Source organism: Nonomuraea sp. NPDC051191 (assembly GCF_044455665.1).
Lineage (GTDB): Bacteria > Actinomycetota > Actinomycetes > Streptosporangiales > Streptosporangiaceae > Nonomuraea.
Genome location: NZ_JBITEZ010000014.1, coordinates 1 through 26,335, shown reverse-complemented (window position 1 = coordinate 26,335; position 26,335 = coordinate 1). Strand labels below are relative to the sequence as shown.

The 26,335-nt window shown below is 70.5% G+C and carries 22 protein-coding genes and 1 rRNA gene; 2 read left to right on the top strand and 21 right to left on the bottom strand.

Going from position 1 to position 26,335, the window contains the following annotated elements:
• Positions 1 to 33: 33 nt before the first annotated feature.
• Positions 34 to 651 carry a nicotinate-nucleotide adenylyltransferase gene (nadD, locus tag ACIA8R_RS36065; protein WP_357698899.1) on the bottom strand — a complete coding sequence of 206 codons (618 nt, stop codon included), beginning with the start codon at positions 649 to 651 and terminating at the stop codon, positions 34 to 36.
• Positions 652 to 738: 87 nt separating this feature from the next.
• On the opposite strand from nadD, the gene ACIA8R_RS36060 reads away from it, so the two are divergent.
• Positions 739 to 1,770 (top strand): M48 family metallopeptidase, encoded by a 1,032-nt coding sequence (locus ACIA8R_RS36060; RefSeq protein ID WP_357698901.1) that lies wholly within the window; start codon positions 739 to 741, stop codon positions 1,768 to 1,770.
• 21 nt (positions 1,771 to 1,791) lie between these two features.
• On the opposite strand, the gene ACIA8R_RS36055 is transcribed toward ACIA8R_RS36060, so the two are convergent.
• The 19 genes from ACIA8R_RS36055 to ACIA8R_RS35965 all read right to left on the bottom strand — a co-directional run bounded on the left by ACIA8R_RS36055 (position 1,792) and on the right by ACIA8R_RS35965 (position 25,133).
• Complete coding sequence (locus tag ACIA8R_RS36055) at positions 1,792 to 3,831, bottom strand: serine/threonine protein kinase (protein ID WP_397042247.1); 2,040 nt, start codon at positions 3,829 to 3,831, stop codon at positions 1,792 to 1,794.
• A 91-nt stretch (positions 3,832 to 3,922) separates the two neighbouring features.
• Positions 3,923 to 4,099 carry a hypothetical protein gene (locus ACIA8R_RS36050; protein WP_357698905.1) on the bottom strand — a complete coding sequence of 59 codons (177 nt, stop codon included), beginning with the start codon at positions 4,097 to 4,099 and terminating at the stop codon, positions 3,923 to 3,925.
• Between the two features lie 50 nt (positions 4,100 to 4,149).
• A complete protein-coding gene (locus ACIA8R_RS36045) occupies positions 4,150 to 5,433 on the bottom strand; it encodes a glutamate-5-semialdehyde dehydrogenase (protein WP_397042246.1) in 1,284 nt (427 codons plus the stop codon).
• Between the two features lie 10 nt (positions 5,434 to 5,443).
• Entirely contained in the window at positions 5,444 to 6,565 is a 1,122-nt protein-coding gene (proB, locus tag ACIA8R_RS36040) for a glutamate 5-kinase (RefSeq protein ID WP_357698909.1), read from the bottom strand.
• A gap of 295 nt (positions 6,566 to 6,860) precedes the next feature.
• Positions 6,861 to 8,213: a GTPase ObgE gene (obgE, locus tag ACIA8R_RS36035; protein ID WP_397042245.1), complete on the bottom strand. Its 1,353-nt coding sequence runs from the start codon at positions 8,211 to 8,213 to the stop codon at positions 6,861 to 6,863.
• Positions 8,214 to 8,348: 135 nt separating this feature from the next.
• On the bottom strand, positions 8,349 to 8,606 hold the full coding sequence (rpmA, locus tag ACIA8R_RS36030) for a 50S ribosomal protein L27 (RefSeq protein ID WP_012893687.1): 258 nt from the start codon (positions 8,604 to 8,606) through the stop codon (positions 8,349 to 8,351).
• A gap of 15 nt (positions 8,607 to 8,621) precedes the next feature.
• Positions 8,622 to 8,924, bottom strand: a complete 303-nt coding sequence (rplU, locus tag ACIA8R_RS36025) for a 50S ribosomal protein L21 (RefSeq protein WP_357698913.1) — start codon at positions 8,922 to 8,924, stop codon at positions 8,622 to 8,624.
• Between the two features lie 208 nt (positions 8,925 to 9,132).
• On the bottom strand, positions 9,133 to 12,267 hold the full coding sequence (locus ACIA8R_RS36020) for an Rne/Rng family ribonuclease (RefSeq protein ID WP_397042244.1): 3,135 nt from the start codon (positions 12,265 to 12,267) through the stop codon (positions 9,133 to 9,135).
• A gap of 144 nt (positions 12,268 to 12,411) precedes the next feature.
• On the bottom strand, positions 12,412 to 13,164 hold the full coding sequence (locus ACIA8R_RS36015; RefSeq protein ID WP_357698917.1) for a TIGR03936 family radical SAM-associated protein: 753 nt from the start codon (positions 13,162 to 13,164) through the stop codon (positions 12,412 to 12,414).
• 152 nt (positions 13,165 to 13,316) lie between these two features.
• Positions 13,317 to 15,227, bottom strand: a complete 1,911-nt coding sequence (locus tag ACIA8R_RS36010) for a TIGR03960 family B12-binding radical SAM protein (protein WP_357698919.1) — start codon at positions 15,225 to 15,227, stop codon at positions 13,317 to 13,319.
• 80 nt (positions 15,228 to 15,307) lie between these two features.
• Positions 15,308 to 16,471 (bottom strand): rod shape-determining protein RodA, encoded by a 1,164-nt coding sequence (gene rodA / locus ACIA8R_RS36005; RefSeq protein ID WP_397042243.1) that lies wholly within the window; start codon positions 16,469 to 16,471, stop codon positions 15,308 to 15,310.
• Positions 16,468 to 18,516, bottom strand: coding sequence for a penicillin-binding protein 2 (mrdA, locus tag ACIA8R_RS36000; protein ID WP_357698922.1), 2,049 nt, complete (start codon positions 18,514 to 18,516; stop codon positions 16,468 to 16,470). Before mrdA ends, rodA begins: the two co-directional genes overlap by 4 nt.
• Complete coding sequence (gene mreD / locus ACIA8R_RS35995) at positions 18,513 to 18,977, bottom strand: rod shape-determining protein MreD (protein WP_397042242.1); 465 nt, start codon at positions 18,975 to 18,977, stop codon at positions 18,513 to 18,515. Before mreD ends, mrdA begins: the two co-directional genes overlap by 4 nt.
• A gap of 90 nt (positions 18,978 to 19,067) precedes the next feature.
• The gene (gene mreC / locus ACIA8R_RS35990) at positions 19,068 to 19,946 is read right to left on the bottom strand and encodes a rod shape-determining protein MreC (protein ID WP_357698926.1); all 879 of its coding nucleotides are present in this window, start codon (positions 19,944 to 19,946) and stop codon (positions 19,068 to 19,070) included.
• Positions 19,946 to 20,977 carry a rod shape-determining protein gene (locus tag ACIA8R_RS35985; protein ID WP_352358052.1) on the bottom strand — a complete coding sequence of 344 codons (1,032 nt, stop codon included), beginning with the start codon at positions 20,975 to 20,977 and terminating at the stop codon, positions 19,946 to 19,948. Before ACIA8R_RS35985 ends, mreC begins: the two co-directional genes overlap by 1 nt.
• Before the next feature lie 271 nt (positions 20,978 to 21,248).
• On the bottom strand, positions 21,249 to 21,659 hold the full coding sequence (gene ndk, locus ACIA8R_RS35980; protein ID WP_364091034.1) for a nucleoside-diphosphate kinase: 411 nt from the start codon (positions 21,657 to 21,659) through the stop codon (positions 21,249 to 21,251).
• 227 nt (positions 21,660 to 21,886) lie between these two features.
• Positions 21,887 to 23,392, bottom strand: coding sequence for a hypothetical protein (locus tag ACIA8R_RS35975; protein ID WP_397042241.1), 1,506 nt, complete (start codon positions 23,390 to 23,392; stop codon positions 21,887 to 21,889).
• Positions 23,393 to 23,469: 77 nt separating this feature from the next.
• Entirely contained in the window at positions 23,470 to 23,811 is a 342-nt protein-coding gene (locus tag ACIA8R_RS35970; RefSeq protein WP_357698931.1) for a DUF4233 domain-containing protein, read from the bottom strand.
• Positions 23,808 to 25,133, bottom strand: a complete 1,326-nt coding sequence (locus ACIA8R_RS35965; RefSeq protein ID WP_397042240.1) for a bifunctional folylpolyglutamate synthase/dihydrofolate synthase — start codon at positions 25,131 to 25,133, stop codon at positions 23,808 to 23,810. Before ACIA8R_RS35965 ends, ACIA8R_RS35970 begins: the two co-directional genes overlap by 4 nt.
• A 155-nt stretch (positions 25,134 to 25,288) precedes the next feature.
• Here ACIA8R_RS35965 and ACIA8R_RS35960 point away from each other — a divergent pair, with 155 nt between their 5' ends.
• Positions 25,289 to 26,122: a carbohydrate-binding protein gene (locus ACIA8R_RS35960; RefSeq protein WP_357698935.1), complete on the top strand. Its 834-nt coding sequence runs from the start codon at positions 25,289 to 25,291 to the stop codon at positions 26,120 to 26,122.
• 126 nt (positions 26,123 to 26,248) lie between these two features.
• On the opposite strand, the gene rrf is transcribed toward ACIA8R_RS35960, so the two are convergent.
• A 5S ribosomal RNA gene (gene rrf / locus ACIA8R_RS35955) occupies positions 26,249 to 26,335 on the bottom strand; the annotation flags it as partial.

The window sequence follows — 26,335 nt, the reverse complement described above, 5'->3', positions numbered from 1 at the left end:
GGCCGAAACCCCTCACCCACGGCACGGAGAGCTTCAGCCTTCCCCGTGATACAACCCTCGTTTGTTGATGTACTGCACGATTCCGTCGGGTACCAGATACCAGATCGGCTCCCCCTTGGACACCCGCTGACGGCACTCCGACGAGGAGATGGCCAGCGCGGGAATCTCCAGGAGCGTCACCCTGCCCTCGGGCAGCCCCGGATCGTGCAACGTGTGCCCCGGACGCGTGCAGCCCACGAAGTGCGCCAGCTCGAACAGCTCGTCGGCGTCCTGCCAGCCGAGGATCGCGCCGAGCGCGTCGGCGCCGGTGATGAAGTACAGGTCCACCTGCGGGCCGTAAACGGTGGAGATGTCGCGCAATGTGTCAATGGTGAAGGTGGGGCCGGGGCGGTCCACGTCGACCCGGCTCACGGAGAAGCGGGGGTTGGAGGCCGTCGCGATGACCGTCATCAGATAGCGGTCCTCGGGGGCCGACACCTCGCGTCCGGACTTCTGGTACGGCCGCCCGGTCGGCACGAACACGACCTCGTCGAGGTCGAAGTGATGGGCGACCTCGCTTGCTGCGACCAGGTGGCCGTGGTGGATGGGATCGAACGTCCCACCCATCACACCTACCCGCCGCTTCCCCTGGATACCAGGCGCGTTCATCATGAATCGGACCTTACGTGGACGTGGTACCCGAACATGATGGCACCCCCCTTGGTGATGTCCGCGCATCCCCTCCGTTGCGGACGTAGCATGCCGGGCATGACGACCACCCCGGACCGCAACCGCGTCCAACTGCCCGGCATCTCGTCCCGTGCCTACGAACACCCCGCAGACCGGTCCGCCCTGGTCGCTCTGCGTAAGTTGAGTGGGTTCGACACGGTTCTCAAGCAGATGTCCGGCCTTGTAAGTGAGCGCCGACTTCGCCTGATGTATCTGGCGTCGTCCGTGCGCGTCAGCGAGACCCAGTTCCGTGCGCTGTACGACATGGGCCGCGACGCCGCCTACACCCTCGACCTGCACCGCATCCCGGAGATCTACGTCCAGCAGGACCCGCAGGTCCAGGCCAAGGCCATCGGCTTCGACGACCCGTTCATCGTCGTCACCACCGGCCTGCTCAACCTCATGGACGAAGAGGAGCAGCGCTTCGTCATCGGCCACGAGACCTCCCACATCCTGTCGGGTCACGCGGTCTACCGGACGATGCTCGACATCCTCACCCGCCTCGCCACGCGCGTCGCCTGGATCCCGCTCGGCTACATCGGGTTGCGCGCGATCGTCGCGGGCCTGGAGGAGTGGTATCGCAAGTCGGAGCTCTCCTCCGACCGCGGCGGCCTGCTGACCGCCCAGAACCCCGACTCGGCCAAGCGCGCGCTGATGAAGCTCGCCGGCGGCGCCTACACCCACGAGATGAACATCGAGGCGTTCCTGGCGCAGTACCAGGAGTACGACACCGCGGGCGACCTGCGTGACGGCTTCCTCAAGGTGCTCAACCTGCTCGGCACCACCCACCCGTTCGCCGTGGTGCGCGTGGCCGAGCTCGACAAGTGGCAGCGCAGCGGCGAGTACGACCGCATCATCGGCGGCGACTACCCGCGCCGCGAGGACGACGCCAACGCACGGGTGACCGACGAGATCAAGGCGGCGGCCGAGTCCTACCGCGCCTCCTGGTCGCAGTCGCAGGACCCGTTCATCGGCGTGCTGCGCGACGTGGCCGAAGGGGCGGTGAACGCGGGCGAGCGCATCTTCAACCGCTTCTCGCGCCGCGACGGCGGCCAGGGCTGACCGGCCGGCCGTCCTCGCCGTCTACAGCAGAAGGGCGATCGCGCGCACGGCGGCCGCGCACAGGGCGACGAACCCGCCCAGCACGGCCAGTGCGCGTAGCCCTTCCCTGCGCAACTCCGGCAGCTTGCCGCCGATCCGCTCGATCTCGCGCCCGGTGATACCGCCGCACAACATGCCGAACACCACCGCCGCGACCGTCACGGGCGCCGGCTGCTGCCACCAGTCGGAGTCGATCTGACCGCCCCCGGTCACCCAGAGCGCGCCGCCCGACGCCACCGCGACGGGCACCCCCGGCCACACCACGGCGGTCGCCGCCGCCCCGGTCAGCGCGAACGGGAACAGCAACACGCGCAGCGCGATCCGCATGCGACGCGCGCTGCGCTTCCTGACCAGCCAATGACTCATCCAGAGCGTCCTGGTCAGCACCACGAACGCCGTGGTGATGGCGATGGAGGCGATCGGCCAGATCACCGACGTCACCACGCACGGCACCGCCAGCACCGCGAGCAGCAGCAGAGCGGTGTTGCCCGCGGGCAGCGTGGTCGGCGACTCGGCCCTGAGCCTGCCCCGCCGGCCGCCGTCCTGTGACCTGCTCCGCACGGCCGCCGTCGCCCGCGCGCGCGGGCCCGTCTTGGGCTCCGCGCCGGTCCTGGACCGGGACGCGGCGGCCTTGCCGTCGGTGCCGGTCCTGCCCCTCGGCGGCGGAACCGCGCCGTCGGCCCTGACCCGCGTCCCGTCGGCGCCGGTCCTGGCGCGCGTTCCGTCCGCTGCGGTTCTGGCGCGGGGGCCGGGAGTCGAGCCGTCGGTGCCCGTCCTGGCGCGGGTGCCTTCCGTTCCCGTCCTGGCGCGGGGCCCGGGGGTGGCTTCGGCGCCGGTCCTCGCGCGCGCTCCGTCCGCTGCGGTTCTGGCGCGGGAGCCGGGGGTCGAGCCGTCGGCGCCCGTCCTGGTGCGCGATCCGGGGGCCGCGCCGTCCGTGCCCGGCCTGGGGCGCGTGCCCGAGGCGGCGCCTTCGGCCCGGCTCCTCGCCGCCGGCGGCTCGGTCCGGTTCCTGGGTACGGGCGGCTTCCCGTCCACGCCGGTACGCGTGCGCGGCACGGGCGTCTTGCCCTCCGTGCCCGTACGGCCGCGCGGCACGGGCGTCTTGCCCTCCGTGCCGGTCCGGCCGCGTGGCGCGGGGATCTCGGCCGCCGCGCCGTTCGCCCGGCTCCGCTCCCTCTCGCCCCTGGACGCCTCCTCGGCGGCCGCGGGCGCGTCGCCGTCGGGGCCGCTGGTGGCCTTGGCCAGCCGGGAGAGCCGGTCGGCCAGCAGCGCGGCGGTGGGCCGCTTGCCGGGCTCCCGGTTGAGCGCGGCCCGCACCAGCGGCAGCAGCGCCACCGGCACGCCCTTGAGGTCGGCCTGCCCGTTCAGCACCGCGTACATCTGCGCCTCGGCCGTGCCGCGCCCGAACGTGGGCCGCCCGGTCGCCGAGAACGCCACGGTGGCCGCCCAGGCGTGCACGTCGGCGGGCGAGTCGACCTGCTCGTCGGCGAAGATCTCCGGCGCGGTGTAGCCGGGCGTGCCGAGGAACGTGCCGGTCATGGTGAGCCTGGTCGCGTCGAGCACCTGCGCGATGCCGAAGTCGATGAGGACCGGCCCCTCGGTGCCCATGATGATGTTGCCCGGCTTCAGGTCACGGTGCACGACCCCGGCCGCGTGGATGATGGCCAGCGCCGCCGCGATGCCCTGCGCCATGTGCACGAGCTGCCCCAGGTCGAGCGGCCCGCTCTGGCGTACGCGCTCCAGCAGCGTGACGCCCTCGATGTGCTCCATGACCAGGTACGGCCGGGCACAGCTCAGATCGGCGTCGAGCACCTTGGCCACGTAGGGGCTCTCGACCCTGCGCAGCGCGCGCACCTCACGTTCCAGCCTGACCCGGGACATCTCGTCCTCGGTCAGGTCGTGGAGGACCTTGAGTGCGACCTGCTCGCCACGGCGGGTGGTGGCGAGGTAGACCTCGCCCATCCCTCCTCGGCCGAGCCGCTCGACCAGGCTGTACGGCCCGACCTTGCCGAGCTTGCTCACCGTCCCTCCCCGCCCGGCGCGCCCATAAGGGACACAACCCTAGCGCTGGGACGACAGTTGACGTCCGCGGCGCGCCGGAGCCGTTGAACCTTTATCGGTGTGAACGGTCGGAGAGCATGCTGTCGAACTCGGCCGTGGGTTCCTCGGACAGGGCCTTGCGCCCCTTCCTGCGCCAGTTGACGTGACCACGGCGCTCCAGCCAGAGCAGCAGGCGGTCGGCGCCGAACAGCACCGCGGCGGAGAAGACAAGGGCGACGACAATTTCCATGACACCCAGTCAACCCAGGCCGCGGGCCACCGGTCAGCCCGACACGCCGACTAACCGCAAGCCGGGCCGGGCACCACGGTGCCTTCTGACGTGCGCAGATGCCCTTCTCCTGTGTAGACCCACTTGGTGGAGGTCAGCTCCGGCAGGCCCATCGGCCCGCGCGCGTGCAGCTTCTGCGTGGAGATGCCGATCTCCGCGCCGAACCCGAACTCGCCCCCGTCGGTGAACCTGGTCGAAGCGTTCACCGCCACGGCCGCCGAGTCGACGAGCGCGACGAAGCGGCGGGCGGCCCGCTGCGACCGGGTGACGATCGCGTCGGTGTGCCCGGAGCCGTAGCGCCGGATGTGGGCGACGGCGTCCTCCAGCGAGCCGACGACGGCGGCGGCGATGTCGAGTGACAGGTATTCGGTGAAGAAGTCGTCCTCGGTGACCGGCACGACCTCCCCGAAACCGGCGATCCGCTCGTCACCGTGGACGGTCACCCCCGCCTCGGCCAGCGCCCGCAGCGCCCTGGGCACGAACGCGTCGGCGACCCCCTCGTGCACGAGGAACGTCTCGGCCGCGTTGCACACCGACGGCCGCTGCGCCTTGGAGTTGACCAGGATCTGCACGGCCAGGTCGAGATCGGCCTCCGCGTCGACGTAGACGTGGCAGTTGCCGACGCCGGTCTCGATCACCGGCACCGTGGACTCCTCGACCACCGAGTTGATCAGCGCCGCGCCGCCGCGCGGGATCAGCACGTCGACCAGCCCGCGGGCGCGCATCAGCTCCTTGACCGAGTCGCGCGTCCGGCCCGGCACGAGCTGCACCGCGCCGGCGGGCACCTGGGTGCCGGCGAGCGCGTCCTGCATGATCCGCACCAGCGCCGTGTTGGAGGAGTAGGCGCTCGACGAGCCCCTCAGCAGCACCGCGTTGCCGCTCTTGAGGCAGAGCGCGGCGGCGTCGACCGTGACGTTGGGACGCCCCTCGTAGATGATCCCGATCACGCCCAGCGGCACCCTGACCTGCCGCAGCTCCAGCCCATTGGGCAGCGTGCTCCCCCGGACGACCTCGCCGACCGGGTCGGGCAGGTCGGCCACCTCCCGCACGGCCTCGGCGATGGCCCCGATCCTGGCCTCGTCGAGCCGCAGCCGGTCGACCATCGCCTCGGACGTGCCCTGGGCCCGCGCCCGCTCGACATCATCGGCGTTGGCCTCGACGATCTCCGCCGCGTGCGCGACCAGGGCGTCGGCGATCACCCGCAACGCCCGGTCCTTCGGCGCCCGCGGCAGCGGGGCCAGCTCGGCGGCGGCCTCTCGTGCCGCGCGGGCGACCTTCAGGAACTCCTCGGACATCGCGTGCTCCTCACTGGTGATGGCCTTCCAGTATGACGATGTCGTCCCGGTGAATCAGCTCGCGTTCATATTCCGGACCGAGCGTGCTGGCCAGCTCTCTCGTTGAGCGTCCGAGCAGCCCGGGGATCTCGGCGGCGTCGAAGTTGACCAGGCCGCGCGCCACCACCCCGCCCTGCGGAGCACACAGGTCGACGGGGTCGCCCGCGGCGAACTCGCCCTCCACGGACGTCACGCCGGCGGGCAGCAGCGACTTGCGGCGGCCCACGATCGCCTCGACCGCCCCCTGGTCGAGGTGCAGCCGGCCGCGCCCGGTGGTGGCGTGGGCGAGCCACAGCAGCCGCGTGCCGGGGTGCCGGCCGCCGGGGTGGAAGTAGGTGCCGATGTCGGCCCCGGCGAGCGCCTGGGCTGCGTGGGCGGCGGCGGTGAGCACGACCGGCACGCCCGCGCCCGTGGCGATCCTGGCCGCCTGGACCTTGGTCACCATGCCGCCGGTGCCGACCGCCGCGCCGTTCCTGCCCAGCTCGACGCCGACCAGGTCCTCGGGGCCGCGGACCTCGGCCAGCCGGCGCGAGCCCGCCCGGCTCGGCGGGCCGTCGTAGAGGGCGTCGACGTCGGACAGCAGCACCAGCGCGTCGGCGTGGGTCAGATGGGAGACCAGCGCCGCGAGCCGGTCGTTGTCGCCGAACCTGATCTCGTCGGTCGCGACCGTGTCGTTCTCGTTGACGATCGGCACGATGCCCAGCTCCAGCAGCCGGGCCAGGGTGCGCTGGGCGTTGGCGTGGTGGGCGCGGCGCATCATGTCGTCGGCGGTCAGCAGCACCTGGCCGACGCGCAGGCCGTAGCGGGCGAAGGAGGAGGTGTAGCGCGCGACCAACACCCCCTGGCCGACGGAGGCGGCCGCCTGCTGGGTGGCCAGGTCGCGTGGTCGCGCCGACAACCCCAGCGGGCCGAGGCCCGCCGCGATCGCTCCCGAGGAGACCAGCACGATCTGCGTCCCGGCACGCCGCCGCGCCGCCAGGACGTCGACGAGGGCGTCAACCCGGTCGACGTCGATCATGCCCTGGGGGGTGGTGAGCGAGGAGGAGCCGACCTTGACGACGACCCTCGACGCTGAGCTGATCTGTTCCCGCACGCCTGGCAGCCTATCCGAGCCCGCCCCCCACCCCAGGCCCCCTTCACCCCAGGCAGAACCCCACGACCGACCGCCCGCACCACTGCCGACCGCCCACACCACCACGGTCCGACCGCCACTGCACCGCCGTCCCGCCACCGCCGCACCGCAGCGGGACCGTCACCGGACGGCGGCGCGACCACCAGGCGGCTGTCAACCTCAGACGGCCGTCCGAGCCGCGCCGCTGTCTACCCCAGACGGTCGTCCAAGCCGCGCCGCTGTCTACCCCAGACGGTCGTCCAAGCCGCGCCGCTGTCTACCCCAGACGGTTGTCCGAGCCACGCGGCCCCTGCCGCACCGACTCCGCGCTGAGCGTCGGCTGCCAGTCGAAGACGTACCCGCCCTCCATCGGCCCGATGACCACCTCGGCCCCGGCCATGGCGCCCGCTTTGACCAGTTCTTCTTCCACACCGAGCCGTTCGAGCCGATCGGCCAGGTAACCGACGGCCTCGTCGTTGCTGAAGTCGGTCTGCCGGATCCACCGCTCCGGCTTCTCACCGGTGACCTGGAACATGTTCTCGTTGACCCGCCGCACCTTGAACCCGGCCTCACCGAGCTGCTTGGGCCTGATCACCAGTCGGGTGGGCTCCTCGACCGGCTTGTTGGCCCTGGCCGCCGCCACCCACTCGCCCATCGCGTACGTGAGCTCCCGCAGCCCGTCGTGCGTGGCCGCCGAGATGACGAAGACCTGCAGCCCCCGCTCCTCGAACTCGGCCCTGACCATGTCGGCCAGTTCCCGCGCGTCGGGCACGTCGGCCTTGTTCAGCACGATCATCCGCGGCCGGTCCTCAAGCTTCCCGTACGCCCGCAGCTCGGCCTCGATCACCTCGTAGTCGCTGATCGGGTCGCGTCCCGGCTCCATGGTCGCGCAGTCGATGACGTGCACGAGCATGTCGCAACGCTCGACGTGGCGGAGGAACTCGTGCCCGAGCCCCTTGCCCTGCGAGGCCCCCGGGATCAGGCCGGGCACGTCGGCGACGGTGAACACGTTCTCGCCGGCCGTCACGACCCCCAGGTTGGGGATGAGCGTGGTGAACGGGTAGTCCGCGATCTTCGGCTTGGCCGCGCTCAGCGCCGCGATCAGCGACGACTTGCCCGCGCTGGGGAACCCGACCAGCGCCACGTCGGCGACGCTCTTGAGCTCCAGCATGACGTCGAGCCCGTCACCGGGCTCCCCGAGCAGCGCGAACCCGGGCGCCTTGCGCCTGGATGTGGCCAGCGCGGCGTTGCCGAGCCCGCCGTGGCCGCCCTGGGCGATGACGTACCGGGTGCCGGCTCCCACGAGGTCCACCAGCACCTCACCCGTGCCGGCGTCCTTCACCACGGTCCCGTTCGGGACGACGAGGATCACGTCGTCGCCGTTGGCGCCGTCGCGGTTGGAGCCCTGCCCCTGCTTGCCGTTGTCGGCGCTGCGGTGGGGACGGCGGTGGTAGTCCAGCAGCGTCGCGGTGTTGGGATCGACCTCAAGGATCACGTCGCCACCGCGGCCGCCGTTCCCTCCGTCGGGGCCGCCGAGCGGCTTGAACTTCTCCCGGTGGATGGAGGCACACCCGTTCCCCCCGTCACCGGCCTTGACGTGCAGGACCACCTGGTCCACGAAGTCCGGCATCCAGCTCTCCTCCATCAGCCCACCAGGGCATACAAGATCAACTACAACAGGGCGCCCCCGCAGGGCCCCAGAAAACGCCTAAGGGGTGGATCGACAGGCGATCCACCCCTTGAAGCAACACCGAAGCGAAGCTGATTACTCCGCGACGGGAACGATGCTGACGGCGCGACGACCGCGCTTGACGCCGAACTGCACGTGGCCGGCGGCCAGCGCGAACAGCGTGTCATCGCCACCGCGGCCGACGTTGTCGCCGGGGTGGAAGTGGGTGCCGCGCTGGCGAACGATGATCTCGCCCGCGTTCACCAGCTGGCCGCCGAAGCGCTTGACGCCCAGGCGCTGAGCATTGGAGTCACGGCCGTTCCGGGTGGACGACGCGCCCTTCTTGTGTGCCATCTCTCAAACTCCCGATCAGGCCTGGTCGATACCGGTGATCTTCACCTGGGTGTACCGCTGACGGTGACCCTGGCGCTTCTTGTAACCGGTCTTGTTCTTGTACTTGAGAATGCGGATCTTCGGGCCCTTGGTCTCACCGAGGATCTCGGCGTTGACCGTGAACTTGCCCGCCTCGGTGGTCACATCGCCGTCGTTGACGACGAGCACCGTCGGCAGCGTAACCGAAGAGCCGACCTCGCCGGCGACCTTGTCCACCTCGAGGACGTCACCGACGGAGACCTTCTGCTGCCTGCCGCCGCAACGAACGATCGCGTACACCGCGGAACCCTTCTACTGACTCGCTGTTGACCTCAGCCGCCCCGCATCGAGGCGGCCGCCGAATGCTGCGCCTATCATTCGGCCTGTCTCAAACCGACGAACCGAGTAAGCGCGCCAACAGGGCACGTCACCTGACGCACCGATTCACCAGGGTACCGCTTTACGGTGCCCTAGGCGAACCGGACGGATCGTCGGAAGCCTGCCGAAGCTACTCGGCGGACTTGGCTCGGCGGGAGCGTCGCCGCCCTCTGCCGGAAGTCTGGCTGGCCTGGTCGTCCTCAGCCGGGACGTCATCAAGCGCACCGGTCACGGTATCACGGCTGGCGGAGTCCTTGGCCGCGGAAACCTTGTCCGAGACCGCCTTCTCGATCGCCATCTTGCCCTGCGTACCACGCGGCTCGGGCTTGGCCTCGACCGGCTCGGTCGAGACGATCAGCCCACGCCCGTTGCAGCACTCACAAGGCGTCGAGAACGCCTCCAGCAGCCCCTGGCCGACCCGCTTACGCGTCATCTGCACCAGGCCCAGCGAAGTCACCTCGGCGACCTGGTGCTTGGTCCTGTCGCGCGCCAGGCACTCCAGCAGCCGCCGCAGCACCAGGTCGCGGTTGGACTCCAGCACCATGTCGATGAAGTCGATCACGATGATGCCGCCGATGTCCCGCAGCCGCAGCTGGCGCACGATCTCCTCGGCCGCCTCCAGGTTGTTCCTGGTGACGGTCTCCTCGAGGTTGCCGCCCTGGCCGGTGAACTTGCCGGTGTTGACGTCGACGACGGTCATCGCCTCGGTACGGTCGATCACCAGCGAGCCGCCGCTCGGCAGCCACACCTTGCGCTCCAGCGCCTTGCCCAGCTGCTCGTCGATCCGGTACGACTCGAACACGTCGCCCTGCCCGGTGTCCCAGCGCGACAGGCGCTCGGCCAGGTGCGGCGCGACATACTTGACGTACTCGTCGACGGTGTCCCAGGCGTCCTCGCCCTGCACGACCAGCGAGGTGAAGTCCTCGTTGAACACGTCGCGCACGACCCGGATGGTCAGGTCGGGCTCGGCCGACAGCAGCTCGGGCGGGCTGGCCGACTTGGCCTTCTTCTGGATGTTCTCCCACTGGGCCGACAGCCGGGCCACGTCGCGGGCCAGCTCGTCCTCGGAGGCGCCCTCGGCCGCGGTACGGACGATCACACCGGCGTTCTCCGGCATGACCTTCTTGAGGATGCTCTTGAGCCGGGTGCGTTCCTTGTCGGGCAGCTTGCGACTGATGCCGGTCATCGACCCGTCCGGCACGTACACCAGGTAACGGCCGGGCAGGCTGATCTGCGAGGTGAGCCGGGCGCCCTTGTGGCCGATCGGGTCCTTGGTGACCTGCACCAGCACCGACTGGCCGGACTTCAGCGCCGCCTCGATCCGCTTGGGCTGTCCCTCCAGCCCGGCGGTGTCGAAGTTCACCTCACCGGCGTACAGGACGGCGTTGCGCCCCTTGCCGATGTCCACGAACGCGGCCTCCATCGACGGCAGCACGTTCTGGACCTTGCCCAGGTAGACGTTGCCGACGTAGGACTGGCTGGCCTCGCGGTTGACGTAGTGCTCGACGAGCACGCCGTCCTCGAGGACCGCGATCTGCGTACGGTCGCCGTGGCGGCGCACCACCATCATGCGGTCGACGGACTCGCGGCGAGCCAGGAACTCCGACTCCGTGATGATCGGCGGACGCCTGCGGCCGAGCTCGCGCCCCTCACGGCGGCGCTGCTTCTTGGCCTCCAGGCGGGTCGAGCCGCGCACGCTCTGCACGCCGTCGGTGGCGGTCACCAGGGAGGCGGCGCGGCCGGAACGCGGCGCGCGGATGCGCACCACCGTGTTCGGCGGGTCGTCGCTGGAGGGCTCCAGGGTCTCCTCGGTGCCGCGGCGGCGACGGCGGCGACGACGACGCGAGCCGGCGGCCTCTTCCTCCTGGCCCTCCTCGCCCTGGTCCTCGTCGGCCTCCTCGTCGCCTTCCTCGCCTTCCTCGCCCTCGTCACGCTCGCGCGACTTGCCGCGGCCCCTGCCTCCGCGGCGGCGGCGGCGACGGCGACCGCCGCCCTCCTCCTCCTGCTCGTCGGAGGTGTCGATCTCACCCTCGTCCTCGACGAGGGTCTCGTCGAGGAGCTCCTCGACCTCCTCGGGCTCCGGCTCGGGCTCGGGCTCGGGCCGCCGGATCACCGCGGGCTTGCCCTGGGTGGGGTCGGGGGCCTGGAACAGCGGCGCGAAGATGGCCGCGGGACGCTGGAACGCCGTGCCCGGCTCGTCCGTCCTGCGCGCGCTCAGCCCGAAGGGGTCGGCGAGCAGGCTCGGCCGGTCGACCTCCTCGTCGAGGTCCTCACCGGCGGGCTCGTCGTCGAGCGGCTCGTCCTCGGGCAGGATCTCCAGGATGTCCTCGTCGGCCGCCTCGGCGGCCTCGGGCACGGTGACGGCCACCTCGACGTCGGAGGGCGTCGCGACGACCTCGACGTCGGCGCCCGCCGGCGCCTCCACGACGACCTCTTCGGCCTTCTTCCGCGTACGCCGCCGCTTCGGCGCCTCGGCCTCCTCCTCCGGGAGCGCTCCCGCGACCTCCGGCTCGGCCTTCTTCGTCGTACGGCGGCGCGTCGTGGTCGCGGTGGACCGCGTGCGCGTGGCCCTCTTGGGCTTCTCCTCGGGCATGTCGGCGGCGTCGACCACGGCGTCAGCCACGGCCGCCTCGACCACACTGGCCACCTCGCCGGCTTCGGCCGGACCGCCCGCGTACGCCAGGCTCTCGGCCTCCGGGCTCTGCAGCACGGGCGCCACGACCGGCTCGGCCGCGCCGGCCGTCCGCTCGGCGGCTTCCCGCCGGTCGACGACGGGCGCCACGACGGGCTCGGCCGACGTGCCGGCCTGCGTAGCGGCAGGGCTCTCGGCCTGCTGCGGAGCCGGCCCCTCAGGCACGACGGCTCCGGACGCGACACCTTCGGGCGTACCGGCCGCAAGGGCACCGGCTCCAGCCGCGGCGCCCTCGGGCGCGCCGGGCTGTGCCTGAACGCCCTGGGCGGCTCCGGCCTCGGCTGCGGGCGCCGCCGCGCGGGCCCGGGTTCTCCTGCCGCGCCCCGCGTCGGGGGCGGGCTCACCGGCCGCGCGCTGCACGGCGTTGGTCTGCACCGGTTGCACGTCGGCAACCGACGGCGCGGCCTGTGCGGCCGCGACCGTGATCGGGGCGGCGGCGGCCGGCTCCTCCGGCAGCTCCGGCGGGGGACCCGCCGGGCGGCTCGCGGAGCGGCGGCGCCTGGTCACCTTGGGCTGTTCAGTTGTCTCCCCGTCAGGGCCAGTGGCCCCGGCGTTGGGCTCATTGTCGAGCATGCGGGCGCTCTCCCGTCAGCTCCCGGGCGCGTCGCCGCGCCGCGCAGGAGCCATCGTGTCTCGTTGTCCGCCCCCGCCTCCGGGAAGGAGGCGCGGGCGCCAAGTCCTGTCAGCGGTGGCGCCCCGCTCACGCAGGGCACCTCCTTAGCCGACGACGTGCTCACCCGCCGGTCCCGCCTCGCCGCCGCGCGTCGTCTCGCGGTCAGGGCCGAGCGGGTCGGCAAGCGCACCGGTACCGGCGTCGAGCGGCCCCTGCGCCAGCCTGGTCACCTCGGGGGGGACCGGCGGCGCGAAGTCGGCCACAAGGCGCAGCCCTGTGAGCACATCATCGGGTCGAACGGCAGGCGTCATGTGCCGAACAACCATGCGCAGTATGACACACGTCTGTCCTGGCACCTGAGCTGCAGTTCTGTCTGTTCCCTCGGACACCACGAGCCCCAGGACGGCCTCCCGCGCGTCGAAGCGCCGGGGACCCTTCTTGGTGAGGCGCTCGACCTCCACGGTGCCCGCCGCGAGGAATTTCTCCACCGCCACTTGGGCGAGCTCGCGATCGGCGCCGGGCAGGCGTACCTCCCAGTCGGAGACCTCCAGTCGGTCGGCCAGCCCCCCTGGGCCCGCCTCCACGACGTCGACCACATCGAGACCGGGCGGCAGCGACGCGTCCAGGCTGGACTTGACCTGCTCGGGGTCACACAACGTGGTGACACCGATCTCGAGGTATTCGGCCTCGCTGGCGACGCCGGTCGGCGCTGCGCCCGCGTAGGAGATCTTCGGGTGGGGCGAGAAGCCCGCGCTGTAGGCCACCGGAATACCGGCACGACGGACCGCCCTCTCGACGGCCCGCGAGATGTCGCGGTGACTGGTGAAGCGCAGGCGGCCGCGCTTGGCGTAACGCACGCGAAGGCGCTGCACCGTAGGCGCGGGCGGAGGCCCGTCGGGAACAGGTTTCAGAGCTTTGCGTCCTTCCCTTGTAAGAGTTCCTACTCCCAGGATAAGCCGCCGCGACACGTGTCCGTGTACGCCGTGACACGGCTCGCCCACTGAGCGCGCTAGACCACGGTGAGAGGAAGGAGCTTGCGCCCTGTCGGGCCTATCTGGATCTCGGTGCCCATGGTGGGACAGACCCCGCAGTCGTAACACGGGGTCCAGCGGCAGTCTTCGACCTCACCGCCGGACACGGCCTCCTGCCAGTCCTGCCACAGCCATTCGCGGTCGAGCCCGGCGTCGAGGTGGTCCCACGGAAGCACCTCGTTCTCGGCCCGCTCGCGGGTGGTGTACCAGTCGACGTCGACGCCCGCCTTCTCGGCGGCCTGCATCCACCTGTCGTAGGAGAAGTGCTCGCTCCAGCCGTCGAACCGGCCGCCGTCCTCCCAGACGGCCCTGATCACCGCGCCGACCCTGCGGTCGCCCCGCGAGAGCAGGCCCTCCACGATGGACGGTTTGCCGTCGTGGTAGCGGAAGCCGATGGCCCGGCCGTACTGCTTGTCGCCGCGCAGCGAGTCGCGCAGCGCCTTGAGCCGCCTGTCGACGGTCTCGTGGTCGGCCTGCCCGGCCCACTGGAACGGGGTGTGCGGCTTGGGCACGAACCCGCCGATGGAGACGGTGCAGCGGATGTCACGGCTACCGGTGGCCTCGCGACCCGCCTGGATGACCTTCTTGGCCAGGTCGGCGATGCCGAGCACGTCTTCGTCCTGCTCGGTGGGCAGGCCGCACATGAAGTAGAGCTTCACCTGCCGCCAGCCCTGCGAGTAGGCGGTGGTGACCGTGCGGATGAGGTCTTCCTCGGTGACCATCTTGTTGATCACCTTGCGCATGCGCTCGGAGCCGCCCTCGGGGGCGAACGTGAGACCCGAGCGCCTGCCGTTCCTGGAGAACTCGTTGGCCAGGTCGATGTTGAACGCGTCGACCCTGGTCGAGGGCAGGGACAGCGAGGTGTTGGTGCCTTCGTAGCGGTCGGCCAGGCCCTTGGCGACCTCGCCGATCTCGGAGTGGTCGGCCGAGGACAGCGACAGCAGGCCGACCTCGTTGAAGCCGGACTCCTTGATGCCGTTGTCCACCATGGCGCCGATCGTGGTGATCGACCGCTCCCGCACCGGACGAGTGATCATGCCCGCCTGGCAGAAGCGGCACCCGCGCGTGCAGCCGCGGAAGATCTCCACGCTGAACCGCTCGTGCACCGTCTCGGCCAGCGGCACCAGCGGCTTCTTCGGATAGGGCCACTCGTCGAGGTCCATCACCGTGTGCTTGTGCACCCGCCACGGCACCTCGGACCTGTTGGGCGCGACCCGCTTGATGCGCCCGTCGGGGTGGTAGTCGACGTCGTAGAACTTCGGCACGTAGACGCCGCCGGACTCGGCGAGCCGCATCAGCAGCTCGTCGCGCCCGCCGGGACGCCCCTCGGCCTTCCACTCACGGATGACCTCGGAGATGGCGATCGAGATCTGCTCGCCGTCGCCGAGCACGGCCGCGTCGAGGAAGTCGGCGATCGGCTCGGGGTTGAAGGCCGCGTGACCGCCGGCGAGCACGATCGGGTCGTCCTCACCCCGGTCGACGGCCCTGAGCGGGATCCCGGCGAGATCGAGCGCGGTCAGCATGTTGGTGTAGCCCAGCTCGGTCGAGAACGACAGGCCGAGCACGTCGAAGGCGCGCACCGGCCGGTGCGCGTCGACGGTGAACTGCGGCACGCCCTCGGCCCGCATGAGCGCCTCAAGGTCCGGCCAGACCGCGTAGGTGCGCTCGGCCAGGGTGCGGGGCAGCTCGTTGAGGATCTCGTAGAGAATCGCCACGCCCTGGTTGGGCAGCCCGACCTCGTAGGCGTCCGGGTACATCAGCGCCCACCGTACGTCGGCGGAGTCCCAGTCCTTGACGGTCGAGTTGAGCTCACCCCCGACGTACTGGATGGGCTTCTGCACCTTGGGCAGCAGCGCTTCCAGGCGGTGGAATATCGACTCGACAGGCATACCTTCCAGGGTAGCGGCGCGCGGACGGTGACAGGTCCGGCCGGACACCAACGCGCCGGTCGGACGGCCCGCCCTTTCTTCTAGCTGAACGACTGCCGCCGCACCCTGATGGCCAGAAGCAGCCCGACCGCCATGAGATTCGCGAACGTGGCGGTGCCGCCGTACGACACGAAGGGCAGCGGCAGTCCGGTGATCGGCATGATCCCGATCGTCATCCCGACATTGATGAACGTCTGGAACGCGAACCAGCACACGATCATGCCCGCGACCAGCGTGCCGAACCGGTCGTCGCAGTGCCGGGCGACCTTCAGCCCGCGCAGCAGCACCACGCCGAGCAGCAGCACCACGGTGACCGACCCGATGAACCCGAACTCCTCCCCCGCCACCGTGAAGATGAAGTCGGTGTGCTGCTCGGGCACGAACCGGCCGGTCGTCTGCCCGCCGCCGAAGAGCCCCTTGCCCAGCAGCTGCCCCGAGCCGATCGCGATCAGCGACTGCGTGCTGTTGTAGCCCACCCCGCGCGGATCCACCTTCGGATCGACGAACGCGGTGAACCGCGCCACCTGGTACGGCTCCAGCAGGTTGAAGTAGAACACGCTGAACACCCCGGCCGCCGCCACGAGCACCAGCGCCACGATCCACCGCTTGCGCACGCCCCCGATCACCAGCCCCGCCGCCGTGATCACGGCGAGCACGAGCGCGGTGCCGAGGTCGGGCTGCAGCATCACCAGCCCCATCGTGATGCCCGCCGCGATCAGGGCCAGCGTGATGTCCAGGCCGCGCGGCCGGTCGCTGCCCTCGGCGGGCTGGGCCAGCAGCATCGCGATGATCAGCAGCAGCCCGACCTTGGCGAACTCCGACGGCTGCACCGCGAACCCGCCCCCGAGCAGGATCCACGAGTGCGACCCGTTGATCGTCGCCCCCAGCGGCGTGATCACCAGCGCCAGGCCCACCAGCGACACCAGGAACACCAACGGCGCGTACGCCCGCATCGCCCGATGGTCCACCATCGCCACCACGGCGCACAGTGTCACGCCGATGACCTCGTTGAGCAGGTGTTTCTTCACCAGCCCGGTGGCCCCGGGCGCCCACGTGCGGGTCGAGGACCACACCAGCAGGGTGCCGATCAGGCACAGACCGGCCACGGCGACGAGCATCAGCCCGTCCATGCGCCGCACCACCGAGTGCTCGCCGATCGCCCGCTGGAGGAGCGAGGGCCGCCGCTGCGCCATGGCGCGCGTCATTGGTGGATCACCGTCCCGTCCGGCGCGAACTTCGGCAGCTTGGTCGGCAGCCTGCCCCCGGGCACCGCGGCAGGCTCGCCCTTGAAGCCGTAGATGCCCTCGTAGATCTCACGTGCGGCCGGCGCCGCGGTCGAGGCGCCCATGCCGCCCTGCGACACCATGACGACCACCACGAACTGCGGATTGTTGGTGGGCGCGAACGACGCGAACCACGAGGTGTCCTTCTTGCCCCACACCTCCGCGGTACCGGTCTTGCCGCCGATGCGCACCTTGTCCATGGGGAAGCCGGTGAACGCCCCTGCCGCGGTGCCGTCGGAGGGCACCTGGCTCAGCGCGTTCTTGATGTAGAGGCGTTCCTTGTCGCTGATCGGCAGTTTGCCGACCACCGGCACGTCGATGGTCTTGACCACCTTGCCGTCCGGCCGCACCTGCGCCCACCCGATGCGCGGGCTGCGGACCTTGCCGTCGCTCACCAGCGCCATGTAGGCCCGCGCGAGCTGCATCGGCGTCACCAGGACGTCGCCCTGCCCGATGGCGAAGTTGGCCGAGTCACCGGGACGCAGCAGGAAACCCTCGGTGCAGTTCTCCAGCGCCAGGCGTTTGAGGAAGTCGGCCCGCGCCCGGTCCTTCTCCTCCGGATACCCCTTGCGTGACCGCTCGCAGCTCGTCGCGCTGGTCCGGTTCCACATGTCCTTCTTCCAGGCCCGGTCGGGGATGCGCCCGGAGGACTCGCCCGGCAGGTCGACCCCGGTCGCATGGCCGAACCCGAAAGCCCTGGCGGTGTTGGCGAACACTTCCTTCGTACGCTTCTTCGGGTTGCGCCCGCCGTCCTTCAGGTACTGCTCGTACGCCGCCCGGTAGAAGATCGTGTCGCACGACTTGACCAGCGCCGTGTGCAGGTTCATCTGCCCGAGGCCGATCCCCCGGAAGTTGCTGAAGGACCGGTCGCCCACCATGTACGCCCCAGGGCAGTCGTACGTGCCGTTGATCGGATACCCGGCCCGCAACATCGCCGACACCGACGACACCTTGAACGTCGAACCGGGCGCGAACTGCCCGTTGATCGCCCGCGACACCAGCGGCTTGCCCGACTTGTCCGACAGCAGCCATTGGTAACCCTTGGCCGAGATGCCCCCGGCCCAGATCTCCGGGTCGTACCCCGGTGCGCTGGCCACCGACACGACCCGCCCGGAACGCGCGTCCAGGACCACCGCGGCGCCGCCGTCCGCCCCTGGCGCGCTCTGCATCGCGTGCGCGAGCGCCTTCTCCGTCACCGCCTGCACCCGCGCGTCGATGCTGGTCACCAGATGGTCTCCGGCGACCGGCTGCACCTGCTCCTCGACCCCGAGGGCCTTGCCCATCCGGTCGACCTGCACCCTGCGCAGCCCCGACTTGCCGCGCAGCGCGTCGTCGTAGACGTACTCGATGCCGTCGCGCCCCGCCAGGTCGACGCCGGAGAAACTGGCCTTGAGCCCTTCGCGCTTCTCCAGCTCCGCCTCGGTCACCGGCTGCAGGTAACCCAGCATCTGCGCCCCGGCCCGGCCCCCCGGGTACTGCCGGACGGAATGGATCTCGGCGGTGACCCCGGGGAACTCCTCCTGCCGCTCCAGGATCTGCAACGCCTCGCGCGTGTCCACCTTCTCGTCCAGCGGAACCGGCTGGTACGGCGACCCCGTCCAGCACGGCTTGCCCACCCCCGGACCGCACGGCGTGATGCGCTGCCGCAGGTCCTTGACCGGCCGGTCGAGCACCGCGGAGAGCCTGCGCAGCACGCTCATCCCCCCGCCCGGCATCCTGTTCAGCTTCGTCCTGTCCACGGACACGACCAGCGCCGTCCTGTTGCGCACCAGCGGACGCCCCGAGGAGTCGAGGATCTGCCCCCGCACCGCGGGCACGATCACCGTGCGCGTCCTGGTCTCCATCGCCCTGGTCACGAACTCCTGGCCGCGCACCACCTGCACCTGCCACAGCCGTACGGCCAGCACGACGAGCAGCACCACCACCAGGACGTGCAGCACCAGCAATCTGGCACGCATGCGGATCATGTCGAGTACCTCGGCTGTCTCCCCCGGGTGGCCAGCCAGATCACCACCGGCGCCACGATGAGCGTGTAGAGAACGGTGACGGGCACCTGCTGGGTCAAGGTCGACAGCGACACCCGCGGATCGGAGATCAGCCCGGCCACCCCGACGGCCACCAGCGGCGCGATCAGCACGCACAGCACGACGGTCGTCGCCGGCCCGCCCGCGCCGCGCCCCGCCACGTAACCCACCACCGCCAGCACGAACGCGTACTGGCCCATCAGATGCGCCGTCGGCGGCATGAGGTCCACCAGCAGCCCCGAGAAGAATCCGACCATCGCCCCCGCCACCGGCCCACGGTCCAGCGTCACGCCCACCACCGCCAGCAGCACCAGGTCAGGCGCGCCGCCCGCCGGCAACGGCAGCCGGTTGACCAGCATGACCTGCGCCAGCACCGCCAGCACCACGACCATCGCCCCGATCACCGCGCCTCCGTCCCCGCCGAAAGCAGCACGCCACTCATCCCCCGATCACCACATCAGCAGCGGCCCCGTCGGAGGCCGTGCCGTCGCCGGTCACCGCGCCCCCTCCTTGGCCGGCAGCACCGCGTCACGCGGGTCCCGCTTGGGCCCTTCGACGACCACCCCGACCACGTCGAGCGCCGTCAGGTCGGCGAACGGCCTGGCGTAGGCGATCCGGGTCAGCTCCCCGGGCGTGGACTCGACGCGTTCGATCACCCCGATCGGCACCCCCGGTACGTACGGCCGCCCGTTCTTGGAACCGAAGCTGACGATGCGGCCGCCCCGCTCCATCGGCGCCGTCGAGTCGAGCAGCCTGAACTGCACGAGCCGCCCGTTCTCGCCCACGCCGTGCACCACGCCGATCTCCTGCCCGCCCTCCAACCGCCCCCCGGCGGCCGAGGCGGGGTCGCTGAGCAGCACCACGGTCGAGGTGGTGGCCGAGGCCTGGATGACCCGGCCGACCAGCCCGTCACCGTTGAGCACCGTCATGTCGGTACGCACCCCGTCGCCCGTGCCCACGTCGATCTGCACGCTGTCCTCGAACCCTGGCTGCCCGCGCCTGGCAACCACATTGGCCGTGACCACCTTGTAGCCGCCGGTGCCCGAAAGGCCGAGCAGCTTCTTGAGCTCAGCCGACCGGGTGGCGTCGAGCGTGCTGGAGGACAGACCGGCACGCAGCCTGGCGTTCTCCGCCTGGAGCTGCTCGATGTGCCGCTGCGCGCTGGGCGCGCTGGCCAGGGCGTGCAGGAAGCCGCCGACGGGACGCACCACGCCCCCGCCGAACCGCTCCGCCGCGCCGAACACCCAGGATCCCGCCGAGCGCAGCGGGCGCAGCGGTGAGCTGTCGCCCGCACGATGGTCGATGGTCAGGACGACCAGCGCCGCCATCAGCAGCACTCCCAGGATCAGCCGGGCCCGGCGCGAGTCTCTCATCAGTGCCGCGACTCCGGAACCAGGACCTGCTGCAGGGCCTCGAACTCCTCCGCGCACTTGCCCGACCCGATGGCGACCGAGTCGAGGGCGTTCTCCACCAGGTGGACGGGCATGCCGGTCTCGGCCTTGACCCGCTCGTCGAGGCCCTTGAGCAGGGCGCCGCCGCCGGTCAGGGCGATCCCGCGGTCCATGATGTCGCCCGACAGCTCGGGCGGGCACTTGTCGAGGGTGGTCTTCACCGCGTCGACGATCGCGTTGACCGGCTCCTCGGTGGCCTTGCGGATCTCCTCGCTCGACACGATGATCGTCTTGGGCAGCCCGCTGATCAGGTCGCGCCCGCGCACCTCGGCGTGGGACTCCTCACCGTTGGGGCAGGCCGAGCCGATCGCCATCTTGATCTCCTCGGCGGTGCGCTCGCCGAGCATCAGCGAGAACTCCTTCTTGGCGAACGTGATCACTGCCTGGTCGAGCTCGTCGCCGCCGATCCTGATCGACTGGCTGGTGACCACGCCGCCCATCGAGATGATGGCCACCTCGGTGGTGCCGCCGCCGATGTCGACCACCATGTTCCCGGTGGGTTCGTGCACCGGGAGCCCGGCCCCGATGGCGGCGGCCATCGGCTCCTCGACGATGTAGACCTTCCTTGCGCCTGCCTGGTAGCCGGCTTCCTTCACCGCGCGCTGCTCGACGCTGGTGATGCCGCTCGGCACGGCGATGATGATGCGTGGCTTGGCGAAATGGCGTCGTCTGTGCACTCGTTGGATGAAGTAGCGCAACATCCGTTCGGTGACGTCGAAGTCGGCGATCACGCCGTCCTTCAGCGGGCGGACCGCGACGATGTTGCCGGGCGTACGACCGATCATTCGCTTGGCCTCGATGCCCACCGCCACGATCTTGCCTGTGGTGGTGTTGATCGCTACGACTGACGGCTCATTGAGCACGATGCCCCGGCCACGCACGTATACCAACGTGTTGGCGGTGCCCAGATCGACCGCCATGTCACGGCCGAGAAACGCGAGCTTGCTGCCCATGGGGAACGGAGCCCTCCGTATCGTCGTTCGCGAATGACTACGGATCGAATTCGAATCGTAACGTGACGTACCCACCAGTGAGCGCAATGAGCCCTCGCGCTCCACAAAAATCTCCAGCCCCTACCTCAACCTGGATTTTGCCCGAATTGCACCCACACGACCGGATCAACTACGTCAGCGCCTGCCAGACTTGGAACGCTACAACGTGCCGCCGACAAAAAGACGCGCCCGCACGGCGTGAAGCCGGCGGGCGCGTGGGTGAAGCTGACTGCTAGAAGCGGTCGGGGAAGAAGATCTTGATCTCCCTGGCCGCGGACTCGGGCGAGTCGGAGCCGTGGACGACGTTCTCGCCGATCTCCAGGGCGTGGTCGCCGCGGATCGTGCCGGGGGCGGACTTGACCGGGTCGGTGGCGCCGGCGAGCGCACGGAAGGCCTCGATGGCGCGCGGGCCCTCAAGGACCATGGCCACGAGCGGCGCCGACGTGATGAAGTCGACCAGCTCGCCGAAGAACGGCCTCTCGGCGTGCTCGGCGTAGTGCGTCTTGGCGGTGTCGGCGTCGAGGGTGCGCAGGTCCATCGCCACGACCTTGAGGCCCTTGCGCTCCACGCGGGCGATCACGTCACCGATGAGGCCACGCTTCACCCCGTCGGGCTTGATCAGGACAAGAGTGCGCTCGGACACGTGTGGTTCTCCTTTGAACAGATTCGGGTCGCGGCTACAGGCGCCTGGCCTGACCACGAGGGCGCTCGCGGGGCACGGGCCCTCGCGTCGCCATAGCCGTCGCTCAGCTTACCGTCCACGCCCCCACCCTCGACGCCACAGGCACGACGCGCGCGGGCGAGGAGTGTCAGGACCGCCCCGCCACCACAGGTGCGAGGCAGGCGACCTGACATGCGCACGCCAGGCCCTCAGGACCGCTCGCCGTCCTCGGGCGAGGGTGACTGCGGCGGCACCGCGGGAACGGGCTCGCCCGGCTCGTCCTCCTCAGGCGCGGGAGAACCTTCGGGAACGACCGATCCCCACGTCCTGACCGGCTCCTCCGCCGCCGCCTCGCTGCCCCGGCCGGCCCCGACCGCGACCTCTGCCAGTTCGCCGCCGGACGGCGGTTCCTCCTCCCTGGACGGCCGCCGCCCCATCACCGCCGCCAGCACGATGACGCCCACCAGCAGGAACCCGCCGATCAACGCCCACCAGTGCAACGCGCCCACGAAGCTGTCGACCAGTTCCTGGCGCGACCCGACGCCCTCCAGCATCCACATCTGCACGCCGGTGCCCAGCAGGTAGCCCGCGAGCACCCCCGCGAAGCACAACGACAACCCGAACGCGGCCGCCCCGATCCCGACCTCGCCGAGCGTGGCCGTCACCGCGACCGTCGCCCCCACCGCCAGCAGCGTGAACGGCACCGCCAGCACGAGCCCGTCGGCCGACGGCACGACCAGCCGCACCGAGCACAGGCCGACCACCATCGCCAACAGCCCGAGCGGCGCCGCGAACCGGCCCACGCCCTTGGCGAACATCCGCACGCCCACCCCGGCGACGACCGCGAGCACCGCCGCCACGCCGAACGGCGTCCACAGCCCGCGCAGCCCCGGCCCGCCCAGACCGCCCATCTCCACCAGCGTGACCTGCGCCGTGCTCGGCAGTAGCACCACCCCGACAGCCACCATCGTGTACGCGTACGTGCGGTTCTCCGACCGCCCGATCGAGCCGAGCGCCAGCAGCCCGGCGATCGCCAGCCCGGCCAGCAGGATCACCGGGACGACCCCCCACCCCGCGCTCGCCGTGCTGATCGCCACGACCGCGGTGCCCGCCGCGGGCACCGCCGCGAGCAGCAGCCGGCTGCACTCCCGGGCGTCCGGCGCGGGCGCGGGCCATCGCCCGGCGAGCCTCCAGACCACCAGGTACGCCGCCGCCAGCGCCAGCCCGACCCCGGTGGCCATCGGGTAGGGCTGCAACGTGACCTTCCAGCTCGTCACGTCGACCAGCGGCCAGAGCGCGAACGCCTGAGCCTCCAGCAGGCTGACGCCGAACACCCCGGCCCACAGGCCCCGCAACGCGGGTGTACGGTCCCAGACCGCCACCAGCGTGGCCGGGACGATCAGGCCGCCACCAATGCCGCGCAGCACGCGTACGACACCGACGACCAGTTCGGAAGCCGCGTATCCGCCCGCCGCGTCGGCCACCGCCACCAGCGCGAGCCCCGCGACCAGCACGTGGGCCACCTTCATCCGCCGTAACGCGACGGCCGCGAGCGGCACGGTCAGCATCAGGGCGGGCAGCGCCAGCCCGTGCGTACGACTCAGCCCGATCTGGTCGAACTCACCCGGCAGCAGGTCGGCGACCACGGACAACGTGTTGGGGATCGCGACGATCGCCAACGGCAGCGCCACGAGGACGAGCAGCCCGAGCACCACGTCGAGCAGCCATGAACGTCTGAGGCCAGCCGAATGCGGCGACCGTTGATTTGGGGGGACGGCCATGTAGGCCGACTTTAGCGGGAAGTCACGCCCTCGACACGGCGAGCGACGATAATCGCGGTGATCCACAGTGCGGCGAAGATCGCGCCGAGGAAGAACATGGTGGACACGACGAAGCCCGTGGCGATCGCCAGCACCTGGACGACACTGCCCATGACGTACCCGAAGGGCCGTTTGAGCAGGCCCGCGGCGACCACGCACAGCACCGCGAGCCCGATGCCCACGGTGACGGCGAGCGCGGGGGCGACACCGCCCACGGTGATCGCGACCGGCGTGACGAGCCCGGCCACGATGGCCTCCATGCCGAGCACGCTCGCGCCGAGCCTGCGCATGCCCGGCGTAACCTCGAAATTCATCTCACACCATCCGCCTTCAGCAGATGCCGGGCATCTCCCGCCGTAACCACCGAACCGGTGATGAGCACCCCGGTCCCGCTGAACTCCCCTTCGGCGTCCGCGATGCCGATGCCCCTGTCGATGGCCTCGTCGAGCCGCTCGACGACGTGCACGCGGTCCTCACCGAACAGCGGCACAGCCAGCGCGGCGAGCTCCTGCGCCGACAACGACCTGGGCGATGAGTTGGTCGTCACCACGATCTCGTCGACCATCGGCTCCAGCAGGTCCAGCAGGGTCTCGATATCCTTGTCACGCATGACCGCGACCACGCCGATCACCTTGGCGAAGTCGAACGCCTCGTGCAGCGCCTCCAGACTCGCCTCCAGCCCGCCGGGGTTGTGCGCGGCGTCGATCACCACCGTGGGGGTGCGCCGCACGACCTCCAACCGGCCGGGCGAGGCCGCCTGAGCGAACGCCTGGCGTACCAGATCGACGTCGAGGGGGTCGTCGCCGCCGGTCAGCGCCTCGACGGCGGCCAGCGCGCAGACCGCGTTGCTGGCCTGGTAACTGCCGTAGAGCGGCAGGTAGACCTCGTCGTAGACGCCCTTGAGCCCGCGCAGCGTGAGCAGCTGCCCGCCCATCGCCATCTCTCGGCCGAGCACGCCGAACTCCAGCCCCTCGCGCGCCACGACCGCGCCGACCTCGGCCGCACGCCGCATCAGCACCTCGGCCGCGCCCAGCTCCTGCTGAGCGAGCACGGTCGTGGCACCCGGCTTGATGATCCCGGCCTTCTCCCCGGCGATGCTCGGGATGTCAGGCCCCAGACGATCCATGTGATCGAGGGAGATGGGCGTGATGACCGACACCAGCCCGTCCGCGACGTTCGTCGCGTCCCACGACCCGCCCATGCCCGCCTCGATCACCGCGACGTCGACCGGCGTGTCGGCGAACGCCGCGAACGCCATGGCCGTCAGCAGCTCGAAGAACTGGATGCGCCGGTGCCCCTGCGCGTCGGCCAGCTCGACGTAGGGCAGGATCTCCTCGTAGACCTCGGCGAAGCGCTCCTCGCTCAGCGGCTCACCGTCGACCGTGATGCGCTCGCGCACGGTGACGAGGTGCGGGCTGGTGAACCGCCCCACCCTCAGGTTGCGCTCCCGCAGCAGCGCCTCGGTCAGCCGCGCCGTGCTCGTCTTGCCGTTGGTGCCGGCGATGTGTATGACCGGGTACGCCCGCTGAGGCGAGCCGAGCAGGTCCAGGAGGGCGGCGACCCTGTCGAGCGTCGGCTCGAAATCCCACTCGACGCCCCGCTCCAGGATGGCGCGTTCAACCGCACGATAATCCACCCCTCAACCCTACTGACCACGCGAAGCGCTCTGGACGCGGGGCAAACATATCGTGAATCGTATAGAAAATTGGAGGGTACTCACCTCTCCCGGCGGGTGCCACCTTGGAGAACAGCCTGCTCTACCCCCCAGCAGGCGCTTTCAAGGAGGCCATCGTGGAAGGCGAGAACACTCGCGAGGAAAGGCAGCGCGGAATCACCAGAAAAGCGCTGTTCAAAGCGGCTCTCATAGCGACACCGGTCCCGTTCCTGATCGGCGAGGTGCCGGCCCTGGCCCGCACCATGGTCGGGAGCGGCCAGGAGCTTGAGCCCACCCCGTTCTGCGACGACGGCGACGATCTGACGATCTCGCAGACCGAGGGCCCCTACTTCAAGCCGAACTCCCCCCAGCGCTCGACCCTCCCCGGCTCGGGGACCCCGCTGACGGTGAGCGGATACGTGTTCGGCACCTCCTGTCAGCCGCTGGCGAACGTGCTGCTCGACTTCTGGCAGGCGGACACCAACGGCAACTACGACAACGTCACGTACAACTTCCGTGGGCACCAGTACACGAACGCCCAGGGCGCCTACAAGCTCACCACCATCGTGCCCGGCCTCTACCCCGGTCGTACCAGGCACATCCACGTCAAGGCGCAGGCTCCTGGCCGAGGGATCCTCACCACGCAGCTCTACTTCCCCGGCGAGCCGCGCAACAACACCGACTCGATCTACGACCCGAGACTCCTCATGAACGTCCGTCCAGTCGGCACGGGGAAGGAGGCGACGTTCGACTTCGTGCTGAACGTCCAGGGCGTGCCCCCCACGCAGACGCCTACTCCCACGCCCACGACGAGCCCGCCTCCGGGCGGCGGAACCTGGAAGGTTGGGGTGACCTACCAGGCGGGTGACCAGGTGACGTACGGCGGGCAGACGTACCGGTGCCTGCAGGGGCACACGTCACAGGCCGGCTGGGAGCCGTCCAACGTCCCGGCCCTGTGGCAGCGCGTCTGACCCCACTGGTCCCCGAACGCAAAAAAGGGCCACCCCGGCTGCTGGGGGTGGCCCTCGTTCGTGCTTCCATGCCAGAGAACGCAAAGAAGGCCCCACACAACCGTGTGGGGCCTTCTTCGAAAGATTGTCCGGCGGTGACCTACTCTCCCACACCCTCCCGAGTGCAGTACCATCGGCGCAGAGAAGCTTAACTTCCGGGTTCGGAATGTAACC